A 17,233-nucleotide genomic window follows, 5' to 3' on the forward strand; every position below is an offset into this window, starting at 1 on the left:
TCAATAACGGTTGTCATAAACAGTGCAGATTGTTCACAAGTTTTTTTACGCGTAATGGCAATAGGGAACAACGACTGAAAAATCGATAAGAAAATCTCTTTTTCTTATCGTTGTATAGTGCTGATTACACAGGAGTTAGTCAAAAAGAAAAATACGATGCAAAATGCACCGTATTCAACCACTTTAAGACTGTTTTTTTAACTGTAAAATGACAGCTTCGTCTGGATCTATGAATAGTGTTTTCTGTTCAAAATAAATAACAAAACCAGGTTTTGAACCATTTGGTTTTTTTACTTGTCGTATTTCTGTGAAATCTACAGGCACAGATGAGGAGTCTCGAGCTTTTGAAAAGTAGGCTGCTAGTGTTGCAGCTTCTCGTAAAGTGGTGTCATCTGGGTCGCTGGCATGTATGACGACATGAGAGCCAGGTATATCTTTTGTATGCAGCCAAATATCTGTACGTTTTGCAATTTTAAATGTCAGCATATCATTTTGCTTATTGTTTTTTCCAACAGATATTTGCACACCTGTAGACGATATAAATCGTTCGGGCTCAGGCTTCGATTGTTTCTTCTTTTTCTTTGCGTGACGCAATTTTAAATAACCTTGTTCAGCTAATTCCTCACGTATTTCCTCAATATCCCCTGGTGAAGCTTGTTGGACTTGCTGTGCGAGCATTTCAAAATACGTAATTTCTTCCTTTGTTTTCTCCAACTGTTCTTTGACCATAATCAGTGCATTTTTTGCCTTCGTATATTTGGTGTAATAGCCTTGTGCATTTTCTATAGGCGTTTTACGCTCACTTACGGGTATGGTAATTTGGTCGGCAGTTTCACTGTAATAGTTTGTGACAGTTACTTCCTTTACGCCTTTTTCAAAGGCATATATATTGGCCATTAGTAGTTCACCGTACAATTGGAATTGATCTAGTTTTGAGGCACGGTCAAAGTCCTTATTTAATTTCTTCGTTTTTAAAGTTAATTTATCAATTTCATTTTGCAACCAACGTTCTAAATCGCCAGCTTGTTGCTTTACGCGATCACGCTCTGCACGTGCAAAGAATACACGGTCCAATAGCTCGTGTACATTCGGATAAACTGTTGCTTCGCCTTGCAAATGAGTTAAAGCGATAGGGGAGAAATATGTTTTAGTATTCGCTAGTACATACATTGGTTCAGTCCCACCATCATTAAATGCTGCCATAAACTCCTTGAAGCATGCGACTACATTTGGTGATTTTGTTATACGGAATAATAATTCCTCAGCATGTAGCGGAGAGAAACCTACAAATTGTGAAACTACATCCTTTGCAGTTATCTGTTCAGCAAAAAAAATGGTTAATTGTTCGTCCGTTACTGTTAAAGGATGCCATTTGTCTTGTGCAGGTGGTGCAATATAAGGCTGTCCAGGTAATATCGTTCGGAAACTATTCACTGAAGGAGATAAATGTTTTAAGCTATCGATAATTTTCTTCTGTTCCTTATCAATTAATAGCAGATTACTATGACGACCCATAATTTCTGCATGTAGTTCACGTACTATAGGATCCCCAATTTCATTTTTACTTTGAATTTCTACTATAATAATGCGATCAAAATCATGCTGTTTAATAGAAGAAATAAAACCGCCTTCAAGATGCTTACGTAGAAGCATGCAAAACATAGGAGGTTCCGCAGGGTTGCCTATCGTCTGCTCTGTAAGATGGATACGTGCATAGGATGGATGAATAGAAAACAGTAATTTATGATTTCCTCCATTCGCACGGATTTGTAGAACAACCTCTTGAGCGTTCGGTTGATGTATTTTAGTTATGCGACCCGTCACTAATTGCTGAAGGTCGGCTGTCATTGAATAAGTAAATAAGCCATCAAATGCCATATGAATTCCTCTTTCCAACGATGCAAGGCATCATTGTATTTCTTTTGTTATTTTGTTATTGGCGCATGGTACTGCAAAAGTTGTTTGCCCCCTAGAATAAGCTGATTTGTGACCTGATTAGCTTGCCTAACGTGTTCGCAAGTAACTATCGTGTTCATATCTTTCCAGCGTAAAAGGCTAAGGGTCCAGAATAATCGGACACTAATGCTCTTTTCGTATGTTTATCATAGCATTTTTTAGGTGAATATTAAATTATAGCTTCAATTGTGGTAGAATTACCTTTTGCTCTACCTAATTTTTTACGGTGAGACGTCATAAATGGCAGAGCTTATGTTATAATAATCCCAGTATGCAAAGAAAGGTGTGACGAACCTTGGTGCGTAGTATGACTGGTTTTGGCAGAGGTGTCACAACAACAAGAGACTTCCAATTAACCGTAGAAATGCGCTCGGTTAACCATCGTTTTTTAGAAATCCATGCAAAATTTCCAAAAGAATGGCTTGAAGCAGAAATTTTTGCAAAGAAATTGATTGCACAAGCATTGTCACGCGGCAAAATTGACGTGATGGTGTATGTGAAGGACTTGGAAGACGTCGAGCAATCTATTGAAATTAATTGGTCATTAATTGAAGCGTATCGTAAGGCAAAAGAACAATTAGCAAGTAAAGTACCACTTGAAGAGAAATGGACGATGCAAGAGCTTTTATCGCTTGAGCAAGCATTAGTACAGGAAAAACCGCAGCTAACACCAGAGGATTTACTTAGTGCTGTTGAAGAGGTCATTACTAAAGCCATTAATCAGCTGATACAAATGCGCGAGCGCGAAGGGCAAGAGTTGCAAGAAGTCGTATTACAATATAAAGAACAGTTAATGGAACAGGTAAACCAGATACGTTTATACGCCCCTCTAGCTGTTGAAAAATATCGTACGCGTTTACTGGAACGAATTGTGGAAGTAGCGAATGGCGCATTATTAGAAGATCGTTTGCTTGCAGAAGTAGCGATATTTGCAGAACGAGTGGACATTAGCGAAGAATTAGACCGATTAGATAGCCACTTTGGACAGCTGGAAGAAACGTTACTAGAAACGATTTCCGTTGGACGAAAGTTAGACTTTTTAATGCAGGAAATACACCGCGAGATTAATACGATTGGTTCAAAAAACCAATCTACAGAAGCATCTGTAGCGGTTGTTCAGGCAAAAACAATCTTAGAAAAGATGCGTGAGCAAGTTCAAAATATCGAATAGAATGCTTGCATCTGTTATAAATTAAGGGAGATATAGAGAATAAATGATAAAAGAACGTGGATTATTAATTGTTCTGTCTGGCCCATCTGGTGTAGGTAAAGGGACAGTGCGAAAAGAATTATTTTCTCAGCCGAATACGAATTATGAGTATTCCATCTCGATGACAACCCGAAATCCTCGCGAAGGTGAAGTAGATGGTGTAGACTATTTTTTCAAGACACGTGTTGAATTTGAAGCGTTAATTGATCAAGGCGGCTTATTAGAGCATGCTGAATTTGTAGGTAACTACTATGGCACACCGTTAACCTATGTAAATGAAACACTTGATGCAGGGCGCGATGTGTTTTTAGAAATTGAAGTGCAAGGTGCTGCACAAATTCGTGAAAAAGCACCGGATGCCTTATTTATTTTTTTAGCACCACCAAGTTTAACGGAATTAAAAGATCGTTTAGTAGGTCGTGGGACTGAAACAGCAGAGGTTATTGCGAAACGAATTGCAACCGCAAGCGAAGAACTTGAAATGATGAGTTTATATGATTATGTTGTTGAAAATGATGAAGTAACAAATGCCTGTGACCGCATTAATGCTATTATTAAAGCAGAACATTGTCGTAGAGAGCGTGTCGAAAAAAGATATTTGTCAATGTTGAGAGGAGAATAAACCTATGTTATACCCATCAGTAGATGCCTTAAAAAAAGAAATTGATTCAAAGTATTCTTTAGTGAGCCTAGCTTCAAAACGCGCTCGCCAAATGCAAGAGGAAGATGGCACAGAGCGTTTACACAGATATGTGTCATATAAATATGTAGGAAAAGCACTTGAAGAAGTAGCTGCAGGTGTACTTACGAAAGTATCACAAGACGAGTCAGCTGTGTACGAAGACGAAATCTAACTGCGGTTCAATGGTTTAACCAAGAGGAGATGTAGCACTGTATAGTTACGAAGCTAAATTGCAACTTCTGTATCGTCCTCTGATTAAATTTTTACTTATACAGAACGCCGAGAGCTCCCGAGGAATCCTCCTTTGGGAGCTTATCGTTTGAAAGGACGACATCGTATATGAATAAAAACATTTTACTTTGTGTTTCAGGTGGGATTGCTGTCTATAAAGCTGTGGCACTGGTTAGCAAGCTATCTCAGGCGGGTGCAAATGTGAAGGTGATGATGACAGCGTCGGCACGACAGTTTGTGAATCCATTGAGTTTTCAGGTCATGTCCAAAAATGATGTCTTTTTCGATACATTTGATGAAAAGGACTCCCATGTGATTGCCCACATCGATTTAGCTGATTGGGCAGATTTAATTTTAGTAGCACCTGCAACAGCAAATGTCATTGGTAAATTAGCAAATGGCATTGCGGACGATATGGTCACAACGACCTTACTGGCAACAACTGCTCCTGTATGGATTGCACCGGCGATGAATGTGCATATGTACGATCACCCTGCTGTTAAACGGAATTTGGCACAACTTGTCGCAGATGGCTATCAATTTATTGAACCATCGGAAGGCTTTTTAGCATGCGGTTATGTCGGTAAAGGACGTTTAGAGGAACCAGAAAAAATAACTGCGATTGTCAAAGATTTTTTTTCTTTTAATTCCAAGCCTCTTGCGGGTAAAACGGTGATTGTCACTGCGGGTGCAGTCTCCGTTCCAATGGACGACCAACATATGATTAGTACAAAAGCGAACGGTAAAATTGGACAGGCATTAGTTGAAGAGGCAAGAACACTTGGGGCAAATATTGTCCTTGTAGGTGAGAACGGGGTAACTGTGTATGATCTAATCGAAAAGTTAGAGCAATACAAAAAGCAATATCCACATGCTTTATTCATTCATGCGGCTAACATCCCTACTATGGATGGTACGCCTAAATTATCTATTGAAGGGACAAGCGCGGTAACCTTTGGACAAAAGGTTGTTGGTGAACCGATGCTGAATGTCATATCACCAGAGTGGATTGATTTTAGTGACACAGCTGAAGTGAACGGACAGATAGTGAAAGTGACCAATGCAGCGCAATTTGCAAAGTCTTTGTGGACATATGTATTACAAGGTGTAGCCAAATGAACGTTTCTGTTGCTGAGGTCATAGTCGATGTTCCAACTTATCATGTTGATAGACCATTTGATTATGCGATCCCTATGGAATGGGCGAATGTTATTGAAGAGGGTAGTCGTGTGAAGGTACCGTTTGGACCTAGAAATGTTTTAGGTTTTGTAGTGGGGTTGAAAAACGACACAGATGTTCCTGTAAATAAGTTGAAGCCGATTGCTCATATTTTAGATATAGAGCCTGTATTAACAAAAGAAATGCTTTCTTTAGCAAAATGGCTGAAAAACGAAACTATATGTTATGAGATTGATGCTTTGCAAGTAATGCTACCATCAGCGCTTCGTGCGAAATACGAAAAAATTGTTAACTGGCAAGACGATCAAGCGATAATACCTGAAGAAGCACGAGCGATTTTCGGTAAACGTCGACAGGCCAATTTCAAGGAGTTTGAAAAGGTTGGATTATTACCGCTATTAAAGCAACTTATTGAAGAGCGTCTTGTGACAGTCGAAAACGTCGTTAAGCAGCAAGGAAATGTCAAAGAAGTCCGTATGGTGAAAATTACGGATGACGTGCATAAACTGGATGTAGCAATGCAGGAAGCTGCAAGAGCGGCAAAGCAACGTTTGCTGATAGATTGGATGCGCGAACATCTAGGTGAGGTACTTAAGCCACAGCAAATTTATGAAGAAACTGGTGTATCTTCAGCTGTATTGCAGGCAGTGATTGAAAAGGGCGTAGCTTGTTTTATCCAAGAAGAAGTATACCGAGACCCTTTCACAAAAAATGTCGCACGTACTCATTCCTTAAGGCTTACTGAGGAACAAGATAGCGCATTAAAGGCAATCAAAAAGTCGGTTGAGGAACCTACTGCAACTACCTTTCTACTACACGGAATAACCGGAAGTGGAAAAACAGAGGTATATTTGCAAGGAATACAAAAAGTATTAGACGAAGGTAAAGAAGCAATTATGCTAGTGCCTGAAATTTCTTTAACTCCACAAATGACAGAGCGTTTTCGTAGTCGCTTCGGTGAAATGGTTGCGGTGATGCATAGCGGATTATCTGTTGGCGAGAAATACGATGAGTGGCGTAAAATTCAGCAAGGTAAAGTGAGAGTAGTCGTTGGCGCTCGTTCAGCTATTTTTGCACCCTTTACTAATATAGGACTCATTATTTTAGATGAGGAGCATGAATCGACTTACAAGCAAGAAGATTCGCCTCGTTATCATGCAAGGGACGTAGCAATTTGGCGAAGTAACTATTACAAGTGTCCTGTTATTTTAGGTAGTGCAACGCCCGCACTTGAATCTTTTGCACGTGCCAAAAAAGGTGTGTATACACTTTTAACGTTGAAACAACGTGCGATGAGCCAGGCGTTACCCACTGTCTATGTAGCAGATATGCGAGAGGAACTTCAAAAAGGGAATCGTTCAATGTTTTCTGAACAGCTTGTAGAAGGAATACGTGTGAGACTAGAGCGAAAAGAGCAGATGGTGCTGTTTCTAAATCGACGTGGTTACTCGTCGTTTGTACTTTGTCGTGATTGCGGGACGGTTGTGCAGTGTCCAAACTGTGATATTTCACTGACCTATCATCGCACAACGGAAAAACTAAAATGTCACTATTGTGGCTATGAAGAGCACGTGCCACAAATATGTCCACAATGTCAAAGTGAACACATTCGTTATTTTGGTACAGGGACACAAAAAGTAGAGGAAGAAATATATAAGCTTTTTCCAGAGGCGAGAGTATTACGGATGGATGTCGATACAACAAAGCATAAAGGTGCACATGAAGAGATTTTGCAAGCATTTGGGGAAGGACAAGCGGATATATTGCTTGGCACGCAAATGATTGCCAAAGGACTTGATTTTCCTAATATTACGCTTGTTGGTGTACTAAGTGCCGATACATCACTACATTTACCAGATTATCGTGCAGCTGAACGTACATTCCAGCTATTAACACAAGTAAGTGGAAGAGCTGGACGTCATAAAAAGCCTGGCGAAGTTATTATTCAGACGTATACGCCAGAGCACTATGCGATTGAACTTGCAAAAACACAAGATTATGAACCGTTTTATGAACGAGAAATGTTCTTACGTCGCCGTTCAGGCTATCCACCGTATTATTTTGTAGCACTAGTACAAGTATCACACGAAGATGTTTTGATGGCTGCAGAGTATGCAGGACGAGCAAGTGATTGGCTTCGTGGGAATTTGTCAAATCAAATAGCGATTATTGGTCCAACGACTGCAAGCATTAGTCGTCTCCAAAATAGATATCGCTATCAATGTTTGATAAAATATAAAATTGAACCAAATCTGATTCCGGTACTGCAACGCTTGCTTGCAATGTATCGTGCTGAATGGATTAAACAAGGTATATTAATGACGGTAGATTTAGACCCGTCTACCATATAGAAATGGCTAAAGAGAGCTTTAAATAGCAGAAATGAGGAACGAAAATGGCGATTAAAAAAGTTGTAGAGCATCCAGCAAAAGTATTATCAACACCATGTGCGGAAGTAAATGAAATTAACGAAGATATTATTACATTATTAGATGATTTATATGACACAATGGTGGAATATGATGGTGTTGGGATTGCCGCACCACAAATTGATGTAGCGTTACGCGTGGCAATTGTAGAGCTTGGTGAGGAACGTGATATATTAGAAATGATTAACCCATCGGTTATTAAGACAGACGGTGCCGAAGTAGATATTGAGGGTTGCTTAAGCTTCCCTGGACTTTATGGTGAAGTAGAACGTCCAGACTATGTAAAAATTGAAGCATGTGACCGAGAGGGTCGTGTTTATGAGTTAGAAGCTGGTGGTTTCGATGCACGTGCAATTTTACATGAAATCGACCATCTAGATGGCGTGCTTTTTGAATCGAAAATCAAACGCGTTGTGACAGAGGAAGAACTAGAAGCTATGTATGCTGAAGAGGAGGAATAAAATGACGTCAATAGTATTTATGGGGACGCCCGATTTCTCCGCACCAATATTACGTATGCTACACGATGAGGGCTACGATATTAAGGCAGTCGTCACACAACCAGACCGTCCAGTTGGGCGTAAACGTGTTCTAACGCCAACCCCAGTGAAAGTTACAGCAGTAGAGTTAGGCTTACCTGTTATTCAACCTGAAAAACTACGCGACTCAGAAGAATTACAGCAAATACTCGATTTACAACCAGATTTAGTTGTAACGGCAGCGTTTGGACAAATTTTGCCGAAGAGTTTGCTAGAGGCGCCATCATTAGGTTGTATCAACGTCCATGCTTCTCTTTTGCCGAAATACCGTGGGGGTGCACCAATCCACCAAGCTATTATCGATGGTGAAAAAGAAACAGGTGTCACAATTATGTATATGGTAGAAAAACTTGATGCAGGTGATATAATTTCACAAAAGGCCATTCCAATTGAAGAGGATGACCATACAGGTGGATTTTTTGACAAGCTCAGCATTGTGGGAAGTGATTTATTAAAAGATACGCTTCCTTCTATTATAAATGGTTCAAATACTCGTACTGTACAAGACGAGGCGCAGGTAACATTTGCAAGAAATATCTCGCGCGAACAAGAGCGTATTGATTGGACAAAGGATGCAACGACTTTATACAATCAAGTACGAGGTCTTCACCCGTGGCCAGTTGCTTATACAACATTTGAAGAAGGTAACTATAAAATTTGGTGGGCACAGGTAGGTAAAACAAAGCATGATACTACACCTGGTACGGTCGTAGCTATTGCAAAGGACCATTTTGAAGTTGCGGCTGGAGACGGAACAACTCTTGCACTTTATGATGTACAACCAGCTGGTAAAAAACGCATGACTGCTGAGGAATATTTGCGTGGTACCGGTTCAAAATTACAGATCGGGGACCAGTTTGAATGAGTAAAAAAAGTGTAGTTATTTGGGATGGCAATGTGCGGGATGCAGCACTTTCTATTCTATTAGCAGTTGATAAAAACCAAGCATATAGTAATTTACTTTTACATGAAACGATTAAACGACATAAAATTGAAACAAAGGACCGTGCACTCTTAACAGAACTAACGTATGGGACGCTTCAATATAAAATGACGCTCGACTTCTATTTAGAGCCATTTATTCGAGGTAAAGTAGATCATTGGGTACGATGGCTATTACGCTTATCTTTATACCAAATGCATTATTTAACACGTATTCCACCACACGCAGCAGTCAATGAAGCGGTAGAAATTGCAAAACGCCGTGGACACCAAGGAATCGCTTCTACGGTCAACGGTATTTTACGTTCTATATTACGTCAAGGTGTCCGCTCTACAGCTGAAATTAAAGACCCGATTGAGCGTCTTGCAATCGAAACAAGTCATCCACATTGGCTAGTAGAGCGTTTTGTCGAGAATTACGGTATGGAAGTAGCTACAGAAATGCTACATGAAAATAATGTGCCTCCTGTTCAAACGGTTCGTGTGAATAGGACAAAAGCGACGATCGACCAAGCAATTGTAAGCTTAGAAGCGGAAGGTTTAACTGCAAAGCAAAGCGACATGATGCCAGAATGCTTACATGTGACAAATGGTCAGCCTGCCCGTACGCAAACATTTAAAGACGGACTTATCACAATCCAAGATGAAAGCTCAATGATACCAGCGAATGTGTTAAACCCAACGGCAGGCATGCGCATTTTAGATATGTGTGCAGCACCTGGTGGAAAAACGTCACATTTAGCCGAAAAGATGAATAATGAAGGGTCCATTTTAGCAACTGACCTTCATCCACATAAATTAGATTTAATTGACCATAATACAGAACGTCTAGGCCTCGATATTGTAGAGACTGCACCGATTGACGGGCGTAAAGCACCAGATTTTTTACAACTGGCATCATTTGACGCGGTTTTAGTCGATGCACCTTGCAGTGGTTTAGGTGTTATGCGCCGCAAGCCAGATATTAAATATACGAAGCGTGAAGAAGATTTAGAAAATCTGCAAAAAATCCAATTAGCGCTTTTGGATGCAGCGACAAAAGTATTAAAGCAAGACGGGAAACTTGTATACAGTACATGCACCGTCGACAAACAAGAAAACGAAGGCACAGTACATGCCTTTTTGAGAGAGCACCCAGAAATGGAAGCTATACAACTAGAATCTTTACCAACAAAATTAGCGGAAAAGCAGGCTAATGGCATGCTTCAAGTCTTCCCGCAAGACTTTGGCAGTGACGGTTTCTTCGTCGCCGCCTTTCGTAAAAAAGGAGAATCCCAGTAATGCTGGATCAAGAGAAATTTAATGAGCGTATTAGCGACTTAGTTGAAGAAGCAGAAGATAAGCCTGTTCGACGCCCGAAAAAAGAAAAGCCAAATTTAAAAGAATCGGTCTATTCCTTACAATTGATGCAGCTAGAAGAATGGCTTAAGGACAATGGAGAAAAACCATTCCGTGGAGCACAAATTTTCGATTGGTTATACAATAAACGTGTTAAAACTTTTGAAGAAATGTCTAACCTATCAAAAGGATTACGTGAAAAGCTAGAGGCAAGTTTTTCCTTAACTACATTGTCAACAATTATTCAGCAAGAATCAAAAGATGGTACCATTAAGTTTTTATTTCAATTACAAGATGGCTATTCAATTGAAACGGTATTAATGCGTCATGAATATGGCAATTCAGTTTGTGTGACAACGCAGGTAGGTTGTCGTATTGGTTGTACGTTCTGTGCGTCTACGTTAGGTGGACTAAAGCGTCATTTATTAGCAGGTGAAATTGTTGAGCAGGTCGTTAAAGTACAACAAACGTTAGATGAAGTCGGTGAACGTGTAAGTCATATCGTCATTATGGGTATCGGTGAACCATTCGATAATTATGATGCGATGATGAACTTCTTAAAAGTCATTAACCATGAAAAAAGCTTAAATATCGGTGCTCGCCACATTACAGTATCGACATCAGGTATCGTGCCGAAAATTTATCAATTTGCGGATGAGCAATTACAAATTAACTTTGCTGTATCGCTTCACGCACCAAACCAAGAAGCACGTCAAAAGTTGATGCCGATAGCACGTGCTTATAAATTGGAAGAATTAATGGAAGCTGTTCGCTACTATACAAAGAAAACAGGTCGCCGTGTTAGTTTTGAGTATGGTTTAATGTCTGGTGAAAATGACTCAGTTGAAATTGCCGAAGAATTATCCACACTAATAAAAGGAATTAAATGCCATGTGAACCTAATTCCTGTAAACTATGTACCAGAACGTGATTATGTTCGTACGTCCCGTAGTCAAATTTTTGCTTTTGAAAAAACATTGAAGAAGAATGGTATTAACGTAACGATCCGCCGAGAGCAAGGTTCTGATATAGCAGCTGCGTGTGGCCAATTACGTGCGCAAGAGAGATCTGAAGAGACGAGGTGACCAGTGATGAAATACACAGTCGAAAGTGATATTGGTTTAAAACGATCAATTAATGAAGACCGTGCTGCATTTTTTAAACGTCCAGATGGGCTAGCACTAGCACTTGTAGCGGATGGCATGGGTGGTCATAATGCTGGCGATGTAGCGAGTGATATGGCAATGAAACAGATGGAAACCGTTTTTTTACAGGCAGAGTCACATCATTTTGCATCAACAACAACAAAAAGAGAATGGTTATTACAGACAGTTAAACTGTTAAATACAAATGTCTATGACTATTCTTTATCACACGAAGACTGTAAAGGAATGGGTACAACGTTTATTGCCGTGTTAATTGAAGGTCATCACTGCTTCATTGCACATGTTGGTGATAGTCGCGTGTATTATTTCTTTGATGATGGTGCACAACAAATAACAAGAGATCACTCATATGTTAATGTTTTGGTAGAAAATGGTGAAATAAGTGAAGAGGAAGCGAAGACGCATCCGAAGAAAAATTTCATTTTGAAAGCTGTTGGAACAGAGGAAACTATTGAGCCAGACTTTTATGAAGTAGATTTAGCACCAGAATCGTATTTACTCGTTTGCTCTGATGGTTTAAGTAATAAACTGTCAGTGTATGAAATGGCATCTATTATTACTTATCCACATTCAATGGTAGAAAAAGGACGAAAGCTTGTGGAACTAGCAAATGCTAGCGGAGGGGAAGACAATATCTCCCTCGTATTACTCACAAGGCAAGATGAGGAGGTGTAAGTATGCTTGTAGGAAAACGAATTAGTGATCGCTATAAAATTTTAGAACTCATTGGTGGCGGAGGCATGTCCAATGTGTATTTGGCTCATGATATGATTTTAAATCGTGATGTAGCGATTAAGGTGTTACGCTATGATTTTACCAATGAGGATGAATTACATCGACGTTTTCAGCGTGAGGCGCTTTCAGTTACAAGTCTTACACATCCGAATATTGTTAGTATTTATGATGTGGGTGATGATGGAGATCTGCATTATATAGTTATGGAGTATGTTCAAGGGAAGACTTTAAAGCAGTACATACAAGAATTTGCACCGATTTCTCCAGCTAGATGTGTGCATATTATGAAGGAACTGACGTCTGCCATTGCCAATGCCCATGAAAATCACATTATTCATCGTGATATTAAGCCACAAAACATCTTAATGGATGCTGAAGGTAATGTAAAAATAACGGATTTTGGAATAGCGATGACACTAAGTGCAACGTCATTTACACAAACAAATTCTGTGCTTGGAACCGTACATTATCTATCCCCAGAACAGGCACGTGGTGGCACAGCAACGAACAAATCAGACATTTATGCACTTGGAATTGTTTTATATGAATTATTAACTGGGGAATTGCCATTTTCAGGAGAATCAGCTGTTTCCATTGCCCTTAAGCATTTGCAAACAGAAACACCATCAGTCCGCGCTTTTGATGCTACAATTCCACAAAGTTTAGAAAATGTTGTATTGAAGGCTACTGCCAAAGATGCATCACATCGGTATGCAACTGTAGAAGAAATGCAGGAAGACTTAGAGACAGTTTTGACCCCAACAAGAGTCAATGAGCCAAAGTTTATGGCACCTATCGATAATGATATTACAAAGGCTATTCCGATTATAAAAGAACAATTTATTCGGAAAGACGAGGATTTAACAAAAACAAGGGCGATGGAGCCCATCACTCAAACGATACCAGTAGCAAAAAAGCCAGTTGAAAAAACAAAGCCTGTAAAGCCAAAGTCAAAGAAAAAGTGGCCGATTATTGTGGGCGGACTTTTATTGACAGTAGTTGTGATATTCCTATTCGCTTTATTCGCTACAGATTTATTTAGTCCGAAAAAAATAGCTGTACCTGATGTGGCGAATATGACCGTTGAAGAAGCGAAAAAGGAATTAGAAAAGCAAGGCTTCATTGTTGGTGAGCAACAGAAACGTCACTCAGAAGATATCGAAAAAGACAAAGTAATTGAAACAGATCCTGCAGAGGGCACACTGCGCGTGAAAGATACTGAAGTTGATTTAATCGTTAGTTTAGGTGTGGAAAAGTCACCAATGGATAATTATATAGGTCAAAAAATTGATCAAGTTCAATCTGTGTTAAAAGACAAATTTATGGGTGATGTGCGAGTAAATTATGTGCATTCATCTGAAGAAGCAGGCAGTATTATAGACCAGGATCCTGCGCCAAATACAGAAATTGTACCAAAAGAAACAAATGTTGTTTTTACCGTGAGTCAGGGTAAAAAACCAATTTCTGTTCGAAATGTAGTAGGATATTCGAAAACAGATTTAGATAACTATGTAAATTCTGAAGGCTTGAAGTGGCGAGTAGAGCGTGAGGATTATTCACCGACAATAGCAAAAGGACTTGTTATTTCACAAAAACCAGCAGCAGGTACCAACCTTGTAGAAGGTGATACAATTGCCGTTGTGTTAAGTAAAGGGCCTGAAGAGAAGCCTGTGAAGACTTTTGTGAAAACAATGTTAATTCCATATGAGCCAACAGAAGAAGGTATGGAGCAGTTAATAAGAATCGAAATACAAGATAAAAATCATTCAATGGCAAAGCCTTTGGAGGAATTTTTTATTAACAGTGACAGGGAATACAAGATACAGCTTGTGATTGAGGAAGGCGAAGAAGCAGCGTATAAAATTCTTCGTGATTCCGCAATCATTGCTGAAGAAAAATTTAGCTATGATGATGTCAACTAAGGGGGAATTGGATGGCGCAAGGCCAAATTCGTAAAGCATTAAGTGGTTATTATTATGTATTCGATGGAAAACAACTTATTCAATGTCGCGGGCGAGGGGTGTTTCGAAACCGTGGGGAATCCCCACTCGTTGGTGATATGGTAGAGTACTCGTTAGAGACAGCAGGCTCGGATGGTACAATTCAAAAAATTATGGATCGACAAAATGAGCTTGTTCGCCCACCTATTGCAAATATTGACCAAGGAATTTTAGTGTTTTCTGTAAAAGAACCGAATTTTAATACAATATTGTTGGATCGTTTTCTAGTAGTTCTAGAGTCTTTCCATGTGCATCCGATTATTTGTCTAACAAAGATGGATTTGCTAGCAGAAAAAGATCGTGCGGAATTACAGGGATATATAGAAGATTACGAACGTATGGGTTATACAGTGCTACAAACTTACAAAGATGAGGAGGAATTAGTGGCACGTTTACAGCCTATTTTAAAGGGAAAAACATCTGTATTAGCAGGGCAATCGGGTGTGGGGAAATCTACTCTACTCAATACATTGATTCCAGAGTTGAATTTAAAAACAGGCATTATTTCGCAAAGCTTAGGACGTGGGAAGCATACAACGCGTCATGTTGAGCTAATAGAGGTGTGTGACGGTTTATTAGCGGATACACCTGGTTTTAGTTCCTTTGATTTTGATGACATTGATAAAGAAGAGTTAGGTGCATGTTTCCCGGAAATGGCTCGAATGGCAGACGACTGTAAATTTAGAGGCTGTCTCCATTTGAAAGAACCGAAATGTGCGGTTAAGACGGCAGTAGAAGCGGGAGAAATCCGTGACTATCGCTACAAACATTATGAACAATTTATGCAAGAAATTATGGATCGAAAGCCGAGGTATTAAGGATGATACAAATAGCACCATCAATTTTAGCAGCGAATTTTGCTAAATTAGGAGAAGAAGTAAAGGAAGTAGAACAAGCAGGTGCAAAGCTCATTCATATTGACGTTATGGACGGTCATTTTGTGCCGAATATTTCATTTGGTTCCATCGTGTTAGATGCAATTCGTCCTTTAACAGATTTACCACTCGATGTGCATTTAATGATTGAAAATCCAGATCAATATATTGAACAGTTTGCAAAAGCTGGGGCAGATTATATTACGGTGCACGTAGAAGCTTGTCGCCATCTACACCGTACAATTCAATTAATCCGTTCATGTGGTGTAAAGCCTGGTGTGGTGTTAAATCCTCATACACCAATTGAATCTATTCAACACATCTTAGAGGATATTGATATGGTGTTATTTATGACAGTAAATCCTGGTTTTGGTGGTCAAAAATTTATCCACTCTGTTGTGCCTAAAGTAGAAGCATTAGCTCATATTATTAAAGAGCGAAACCTAAACATTGCTATTGAAATAGATGGGGGCATTAATGCGGAAACCATTGTCCCTTGTGCAAAAGCAGGTGCAACAATTTTTGTAGCAGGTTCGGCCATTTATAGTAAAGAAGATCGTACAGCCGCATTGCAGGAAATATTAGCTGCAGGTGAAGCTGCGATGAAAAGATGACTACTGTTGTCGTTTGTGCTGGCGGTCCAATGGGGGAGCTTTGTTCCTTCGAACCGTATAAAGAACGTAAAGATGTATTATTTATTGGGGCAGACCGAGGTGCGCTGTATTTAATTGAGCAAGGAATTACCCCACATGCCATTGTTGGGGATTTTGATTCATTATCACAAGTGGAATTTAAACAGGTCATGGAGCATACAAATGATACACAGCGCTTCCATGAGGAAAAAAATGAAACAGATACTGATTTAGCTCTGTTAAAGGCCCTTACCTTTAGTCCGACAGATATTGTGTTAACAGGCGTTACGGGTGGACGTCTCGATCATTATGAGGCAGCCGTACGTTCAATTTATCGTATGCAAATACAACATCCTCATGTCATACTGAAAATTATCAATCATGCCAATCTGTTGCAGTTCTTGGTGCCAGGCACGCACACAATTCTGGCAGATCAGCAGTATCGTTATTTGTCTTTTTTCGCACATGAGAAGCCAATTGAGAATGTGACATTAAGACATGTTAAATACGAAACAACGAATGAACAAATTTCACTCGGTACATCTCGTTTTACAAGTAATGAAATAATAGGCGCTTCAGGGTCTATATCTTTCTCACGAGGCATATGTTTAATGATAAGAAGCATAGATTAGTGCGAGGGGGAGATGGCTCTGAAAGTATATACGTTCCAACTACCGAAATTTGTGAGTAGCATCACGCGTACGTGCATCAACCTTTTTAAAAAAGACAAGAAAGTCAAAAAATCCGACTAATACTAGTCGGATTTTTACTGTTTTAAGCTATATAAACGATTGGTAGTTTGCCAAGAAAAAGAAGAAAGAAAAAAATCGATTTGCATCTAATGCGAAATCGATTTTTTATAAGCAACGATTATACGCGCTCAATTTTACCTGATTTTAATGCACGAGCAGAAACCCATACACGTTTTGGTTTACCGTCTACTAGGATACGAACTTTTTGAAGGTTAGCGCCCCAAGTACGTTTGTTAGCGTTCATAGCGTGGGAACGGTTGTTACCAGTACGAGCTTTACGTCCAGTGATTACACATTGTTTTGGCATGTTGTATTCCCTCCTTACAGTTGATGCTGAAAGATTATTATTTCAGTTCGGTATTTCACATACCATAATAATTTACCATACGAAGGCGCACAGTGCAACAGTTTTCACATAACCTTTCAAGAAAAAAACCTTTACAGGCAATTTTCTAGCTAGAATGTAAATATATTATTCTAAAAGTGTGGTAAGACAATCTAACCCCGATGCGAGCAGATAAAAAATGAGAGTAGGAAAACCATCTCGTCTAAATAGCTATTTACATA

Annotated in this window: 17 protein-coding genes; 15 read left to right on the top strand and 2 right to left on the bottom strand. The window is 39.4% G+C overall.

Translation table 11 applies throughout. The features are described 5' to 3' along the window. Positions 1 to 183 precede the first annotated feature (183 nt). The gene (locus H131_RS06935; protein ID WP_010858379.1) at positions 184 to 1,878 is read right to left on the bottom strand and encodes an Rqc2 family fibronectin-binding protein; all 1,695 of its coding nucleotides are present in this window, start codon (positions 1,876 to 1,878) and stop codon (positions 184 to 186) included. 373 nt (positions 1,879 to 2,251) lie between these two features. On the opposite strand from H131_RS06935, the gene H131_RS06940 reads away from it, so the two are divergent. The 15 genes from H131_RS06940 (at position 2,252) to spoVM (ending at position 16,666) form a co-directional block, all read left to right on the top strand. Beyond that, entirely contained in the window at positions 2,252 to 3,127 is an 876-nt protein-coding gene (locus H131_RS06940) for a YicC/YloC family endoribonuclease (RefSeq protein ID WP_010858380.1), read from the top strand. 43 nt (positions 3,128 to 3,170) lie between these two features. After that, positions 3,171 to 3,788 (top strand): guanylate kinase, encoded by a 618-nt coding sequence (gmk, locus tag H131_RS06945; protein ID WP_010858381.1) that lies wholly within the window; start codon positions 3,171 to 3,173, stop codon positions 3,786 to 3,788. A gap of 4 nt (positions 3,789 to 3,792) precedes the next feature. After that, positions 3,793 to 4,020, top strand: a complete 228-nt coding sequence (rpoZ, locus tag H131_RS06950; RefSeq protein WP_010858382.1) for a DNA-directed RNA polymerase subunit omega — start codon at positions 3,793 to 3,795, stop codon at positions 4,018 to 4,020. Positions 4,021 to 4,187: 167 nt separating this feature from the next. Then, positions 4,188 to 5,198: a bifunctional phosphopantothenoylcysteine decarboxylase/phosphopantothenate--cysteine ligase CoaBC gene (gene coaBC / locus H131_RS06955; protein WP_010858383.1), complete on the top strand. Its 1,011-nt coding sequence runs from the start codon at positions 4,188 to 4,190 to the stop codon at positions 5,196 to 5,198. Next, entirely contained in the window at positions 5,195 to 7,609 is a 2,415-nt protein-coding gene (gene priA / locus H131_RS06960) for a primosomal protein N' (protein WP_010858384.1), read from the top strand. Before coaBC ends, priA begins: the two co-directional genes overlap by 4 nt. Positions 7,610 to 7,653: 44 nt before the next feature. Then, positions 7,654 to 8,148 carry a peptide deformylase gene (gene def, locus H131_RS06965; protein ID WP_010858385.1) on the top strand — a complete coding sequence of 165 codons (495 nt, stop codon included), beginning with the start codon at positions 7,654 to 7,656 and terminating at the stop codon, positions 8,146 to 8,148. Position 8,149: 1 nt separating this feature from the next. Beyond that, positions 8,150 to 9,091, top strand: a complete 942-nt coding sequence (gene fmt, locus H131_RS06970) for a methionyl-tRNA formyltransferase (RefSeq protein WP_010858386.1) — start codon at positions 8,150 to 8,152, stop codon at positions 9,089 to 9,091. Further along, a complete protein-coding gene (gene rsmB / locus H131_RS06975) occupies positions 9,088 to 10,449 on the top strand; it encodes a 16S rRNA (cytosine(967)-C(5))-methyltransferase RsmB (protein WP_010858387.1) in 1,362 nt (453 codons plus the stop codon). The genes fmt and rsmB overlap by 4 nt, the downstream gene beginning before the upstream one ends. Beyond that, on the top strand, positions 10,449 to 11,591 hold the full coding sequence (rlmN, locus tag H131_RS06980) for a dual-specificity RNA methyltransferase RlmN (protein WP_010858388.1): 1,143 nt from the start codon (positions 10,449 to 10,451) through the stop codon (positions 11,589 to 11,591). Before rsmB ends, rlmN begins: the two co-directional genes overlap by 1 nt. A 6-nt stretch (positions 11,592 to 11,597) precedes the next feature. Further along, the gene (locus H131_RS06985) at positions 11,598 to 12,347 is read left to right on the top strand and encodes a Stp1/IreP family PP2C-type Ser/Thr phosphatase (protein WP_010858389.1); all 750 of its coding nucleotides are present in this window, start codon (positions 11,598 to 11,600) and stop codon (positions 12,345 to 12,347) included. Between the two features lie 2 nt (positions 12,348 to 12,349). Beyond that, positions 12,350 to 14,329: a Stk1 family PASTA domain-containing Ser/Thr kinase gene (pknB, locus tag H131_RS06990; RefSeq protein ID WP_010858390.1), complete on the top strand. Its 1,980-nt coding sequence runs from the start codon at positions 12,350 to 12,352 to the stop codon at positions 14,327 to 14,329. An 11-nt stretch (positions 14,330 to 14,340) separates the two neighbouring features. After that, positions 14,341 to 15,225, top strand: coding sequence for a ribosome small subunit-dependent GTPase A (rsgA, locus tag H131_RS06995; protein ID WP_010858391.1), 885 nt, complete (start codon positions 14,341 to 14,343; stop codon positions 15,223 to 15,225). A gap of 2 nt (positions 15,226 to 15,227) precedes the next feature. Beyond that, positions 15,228 to 15,896: a ribulose-phosphate 3-epimerase gene (gene rpe, locus H131_RS07000; protein WP_010858392.1), complete on the top strand. Its 669-nt coding sequence runs from the start codon at positions 15,228 to 15,230 to the stop codon at positions 15,894 to 15,896. Continuing rightward, positions 15,893 to 16,546, top strand: a complete 654-nt coding sequence (locus tag H131_RS07005) for a thiamine diphosphokinase (protein WP_010858393.1) — start codon at positions 15,893 to 15,895, stop codon at positions 16,544 to 16,546. Before rpe ends, H131_RS07005 begins: the two co-directional genes overlap by 4 nt. A gap of 12 nt (positions 16,547 to 16,558) precedes the next feature. After that, on the top strand, positions 16,559 to 16,666 hold the full coding sequence (spoVM, locus tag H131_RS24275) for a stage V sporulation protein SpoVM (protein ID WP_230491827.1): 108 nt from the start codon (positions 16,559 to 16,561) through the stop codon (positions 16,664 to 16,666). A 118-nt stretch (positions 16,667 to 16,784) separates the two neighbouring features. Here the strand turns inward: spoVM and rpmB are convergent, their stop codons facing one another. Continuing rightward, positions 16,785 to 16,973 carry a 50S ribosomal protein L28 gene (rpmB, locus tag H131_RS07010; RefSeq protein ID WP_004227417.1) on the bottom strand — a complete coding sequence of 63 codons (189 nt, stop codon included), beginning with the start codon at positions 16,971 to 16,973 and terminating at the stop codon, positions 16,785 to 16,787. Positions 16,974 to 17,233 lie beyond the last annotated feature (260 nt).

The organism is Lysinibacillus sphaericus OT4b.31, from assembly GCF_000392615.1.
In the GTDB taxonomy this organism is placed as follows: domain Bacteria; phylum Bacillota; class Bacilli; order Bacillales_A; family Planococcaceae; genus Lysinibacillus; species Lysinibacillus sphaericus_B.

Coding starts and splice junctions, on each gene's coding strand:
- H131_RS06935 (WP_010858379.1), bottom strand. CDS start 1,878: ATGGCATTTGATGGCTTATTTACTTATTCAATGACAGCCGACCTTCAG.
- rpoZ (WP_010858382.1), top strand. CDS start 3,793: ATGTTATACCCATCAGTAGATGCCTTAAAAAAAGAAATTGATTCAAAG.
- def (WP_010858385.1), top strand. CDS start 7,654: ATGGCGATTAAAAAAGTTGTAGAGCATCCAGCAAAAGTATTATCAACA.
- rpe (WP_010858392.1), top strand. CDS start 15,228: ATGATACAAATAGCACCATCAATTTTAGCAGCGAATTTTGCTAAATTA.
- H131_RS07005 (WP_010858393.1), top strand. CDS start 15,893: ATGACTACTGTTGTCGTTTGTGCTGGCGGTCCAATGGGGGAGCTTTGT.
- spoVM (WP_230491827.1), top strand. CDS start 16,559: ATGGCTCTGAAAGTATATACGTTCCAACTACCGAAATTTGTGAGTAGC.
- rsgA (WP_010858391.1), top strand. CDS start 14,341: ATGGCGCAAGGCCAAATTCGTAAAGCATTAAGTGGTTATTATTATGTA.
- pknB (WP_010858390.1), top strand. CDS start 12,350: ATGCTTGTAGGAAAACGAATTAGTGATCGCTATAAAATTTTAGAACTC.
- priA (WP_010858384.1), top strand. CDS start 5,195: ATGAACGTTTCTGTTGCTGAGGTCATAGTCGATGTTCCAACTTATCAT.
- gmk (WP_010858381.1), top strand. CDS start 3,171: ATGATAAAAGAACGTGGATTATTAATTGTTCTGTCTGGCCCATCTGGT.
- rsmB (WP_010858387.1), top strand. CDS start 9,088: ATGAGTAAAAAAAGTGTAGTTATTTGGGATGGCAATGTGCGGGATGCA.
- rlmN (WP_010858388.1), top strand. CDS start 10,449: ATGCTGGATCAAGAGAAATTTAATGAGCGTATTAGCGACTTAGTTGAA.
- H131_RS06985 (WP_010858389.1), top strand. CDS start 11,598: ATGAAATACACAGTCGAAAGTGATATTGGTTTAAAACGATCAATTAAT.
- rpmB (WP_004227417.1), bottom strand. CDS start 16,973: ATGCCAAAACAATGTGTAATCACTGGACGTAAAGCTCGTACTGGTAAC.
- fmt (WP_010858386.1), top strand. CDS start 8,150: ATGACGTCAATAGTATTTATGGGGACGCCCGATTTCTCCGCACCAATA.
- coaBC (WP_010858383.1), top strand. CDS start 4,188: ATGAATAAAAACATTTTACTTTGTGTTTCAGGTGGGATTGCTGTCTAT.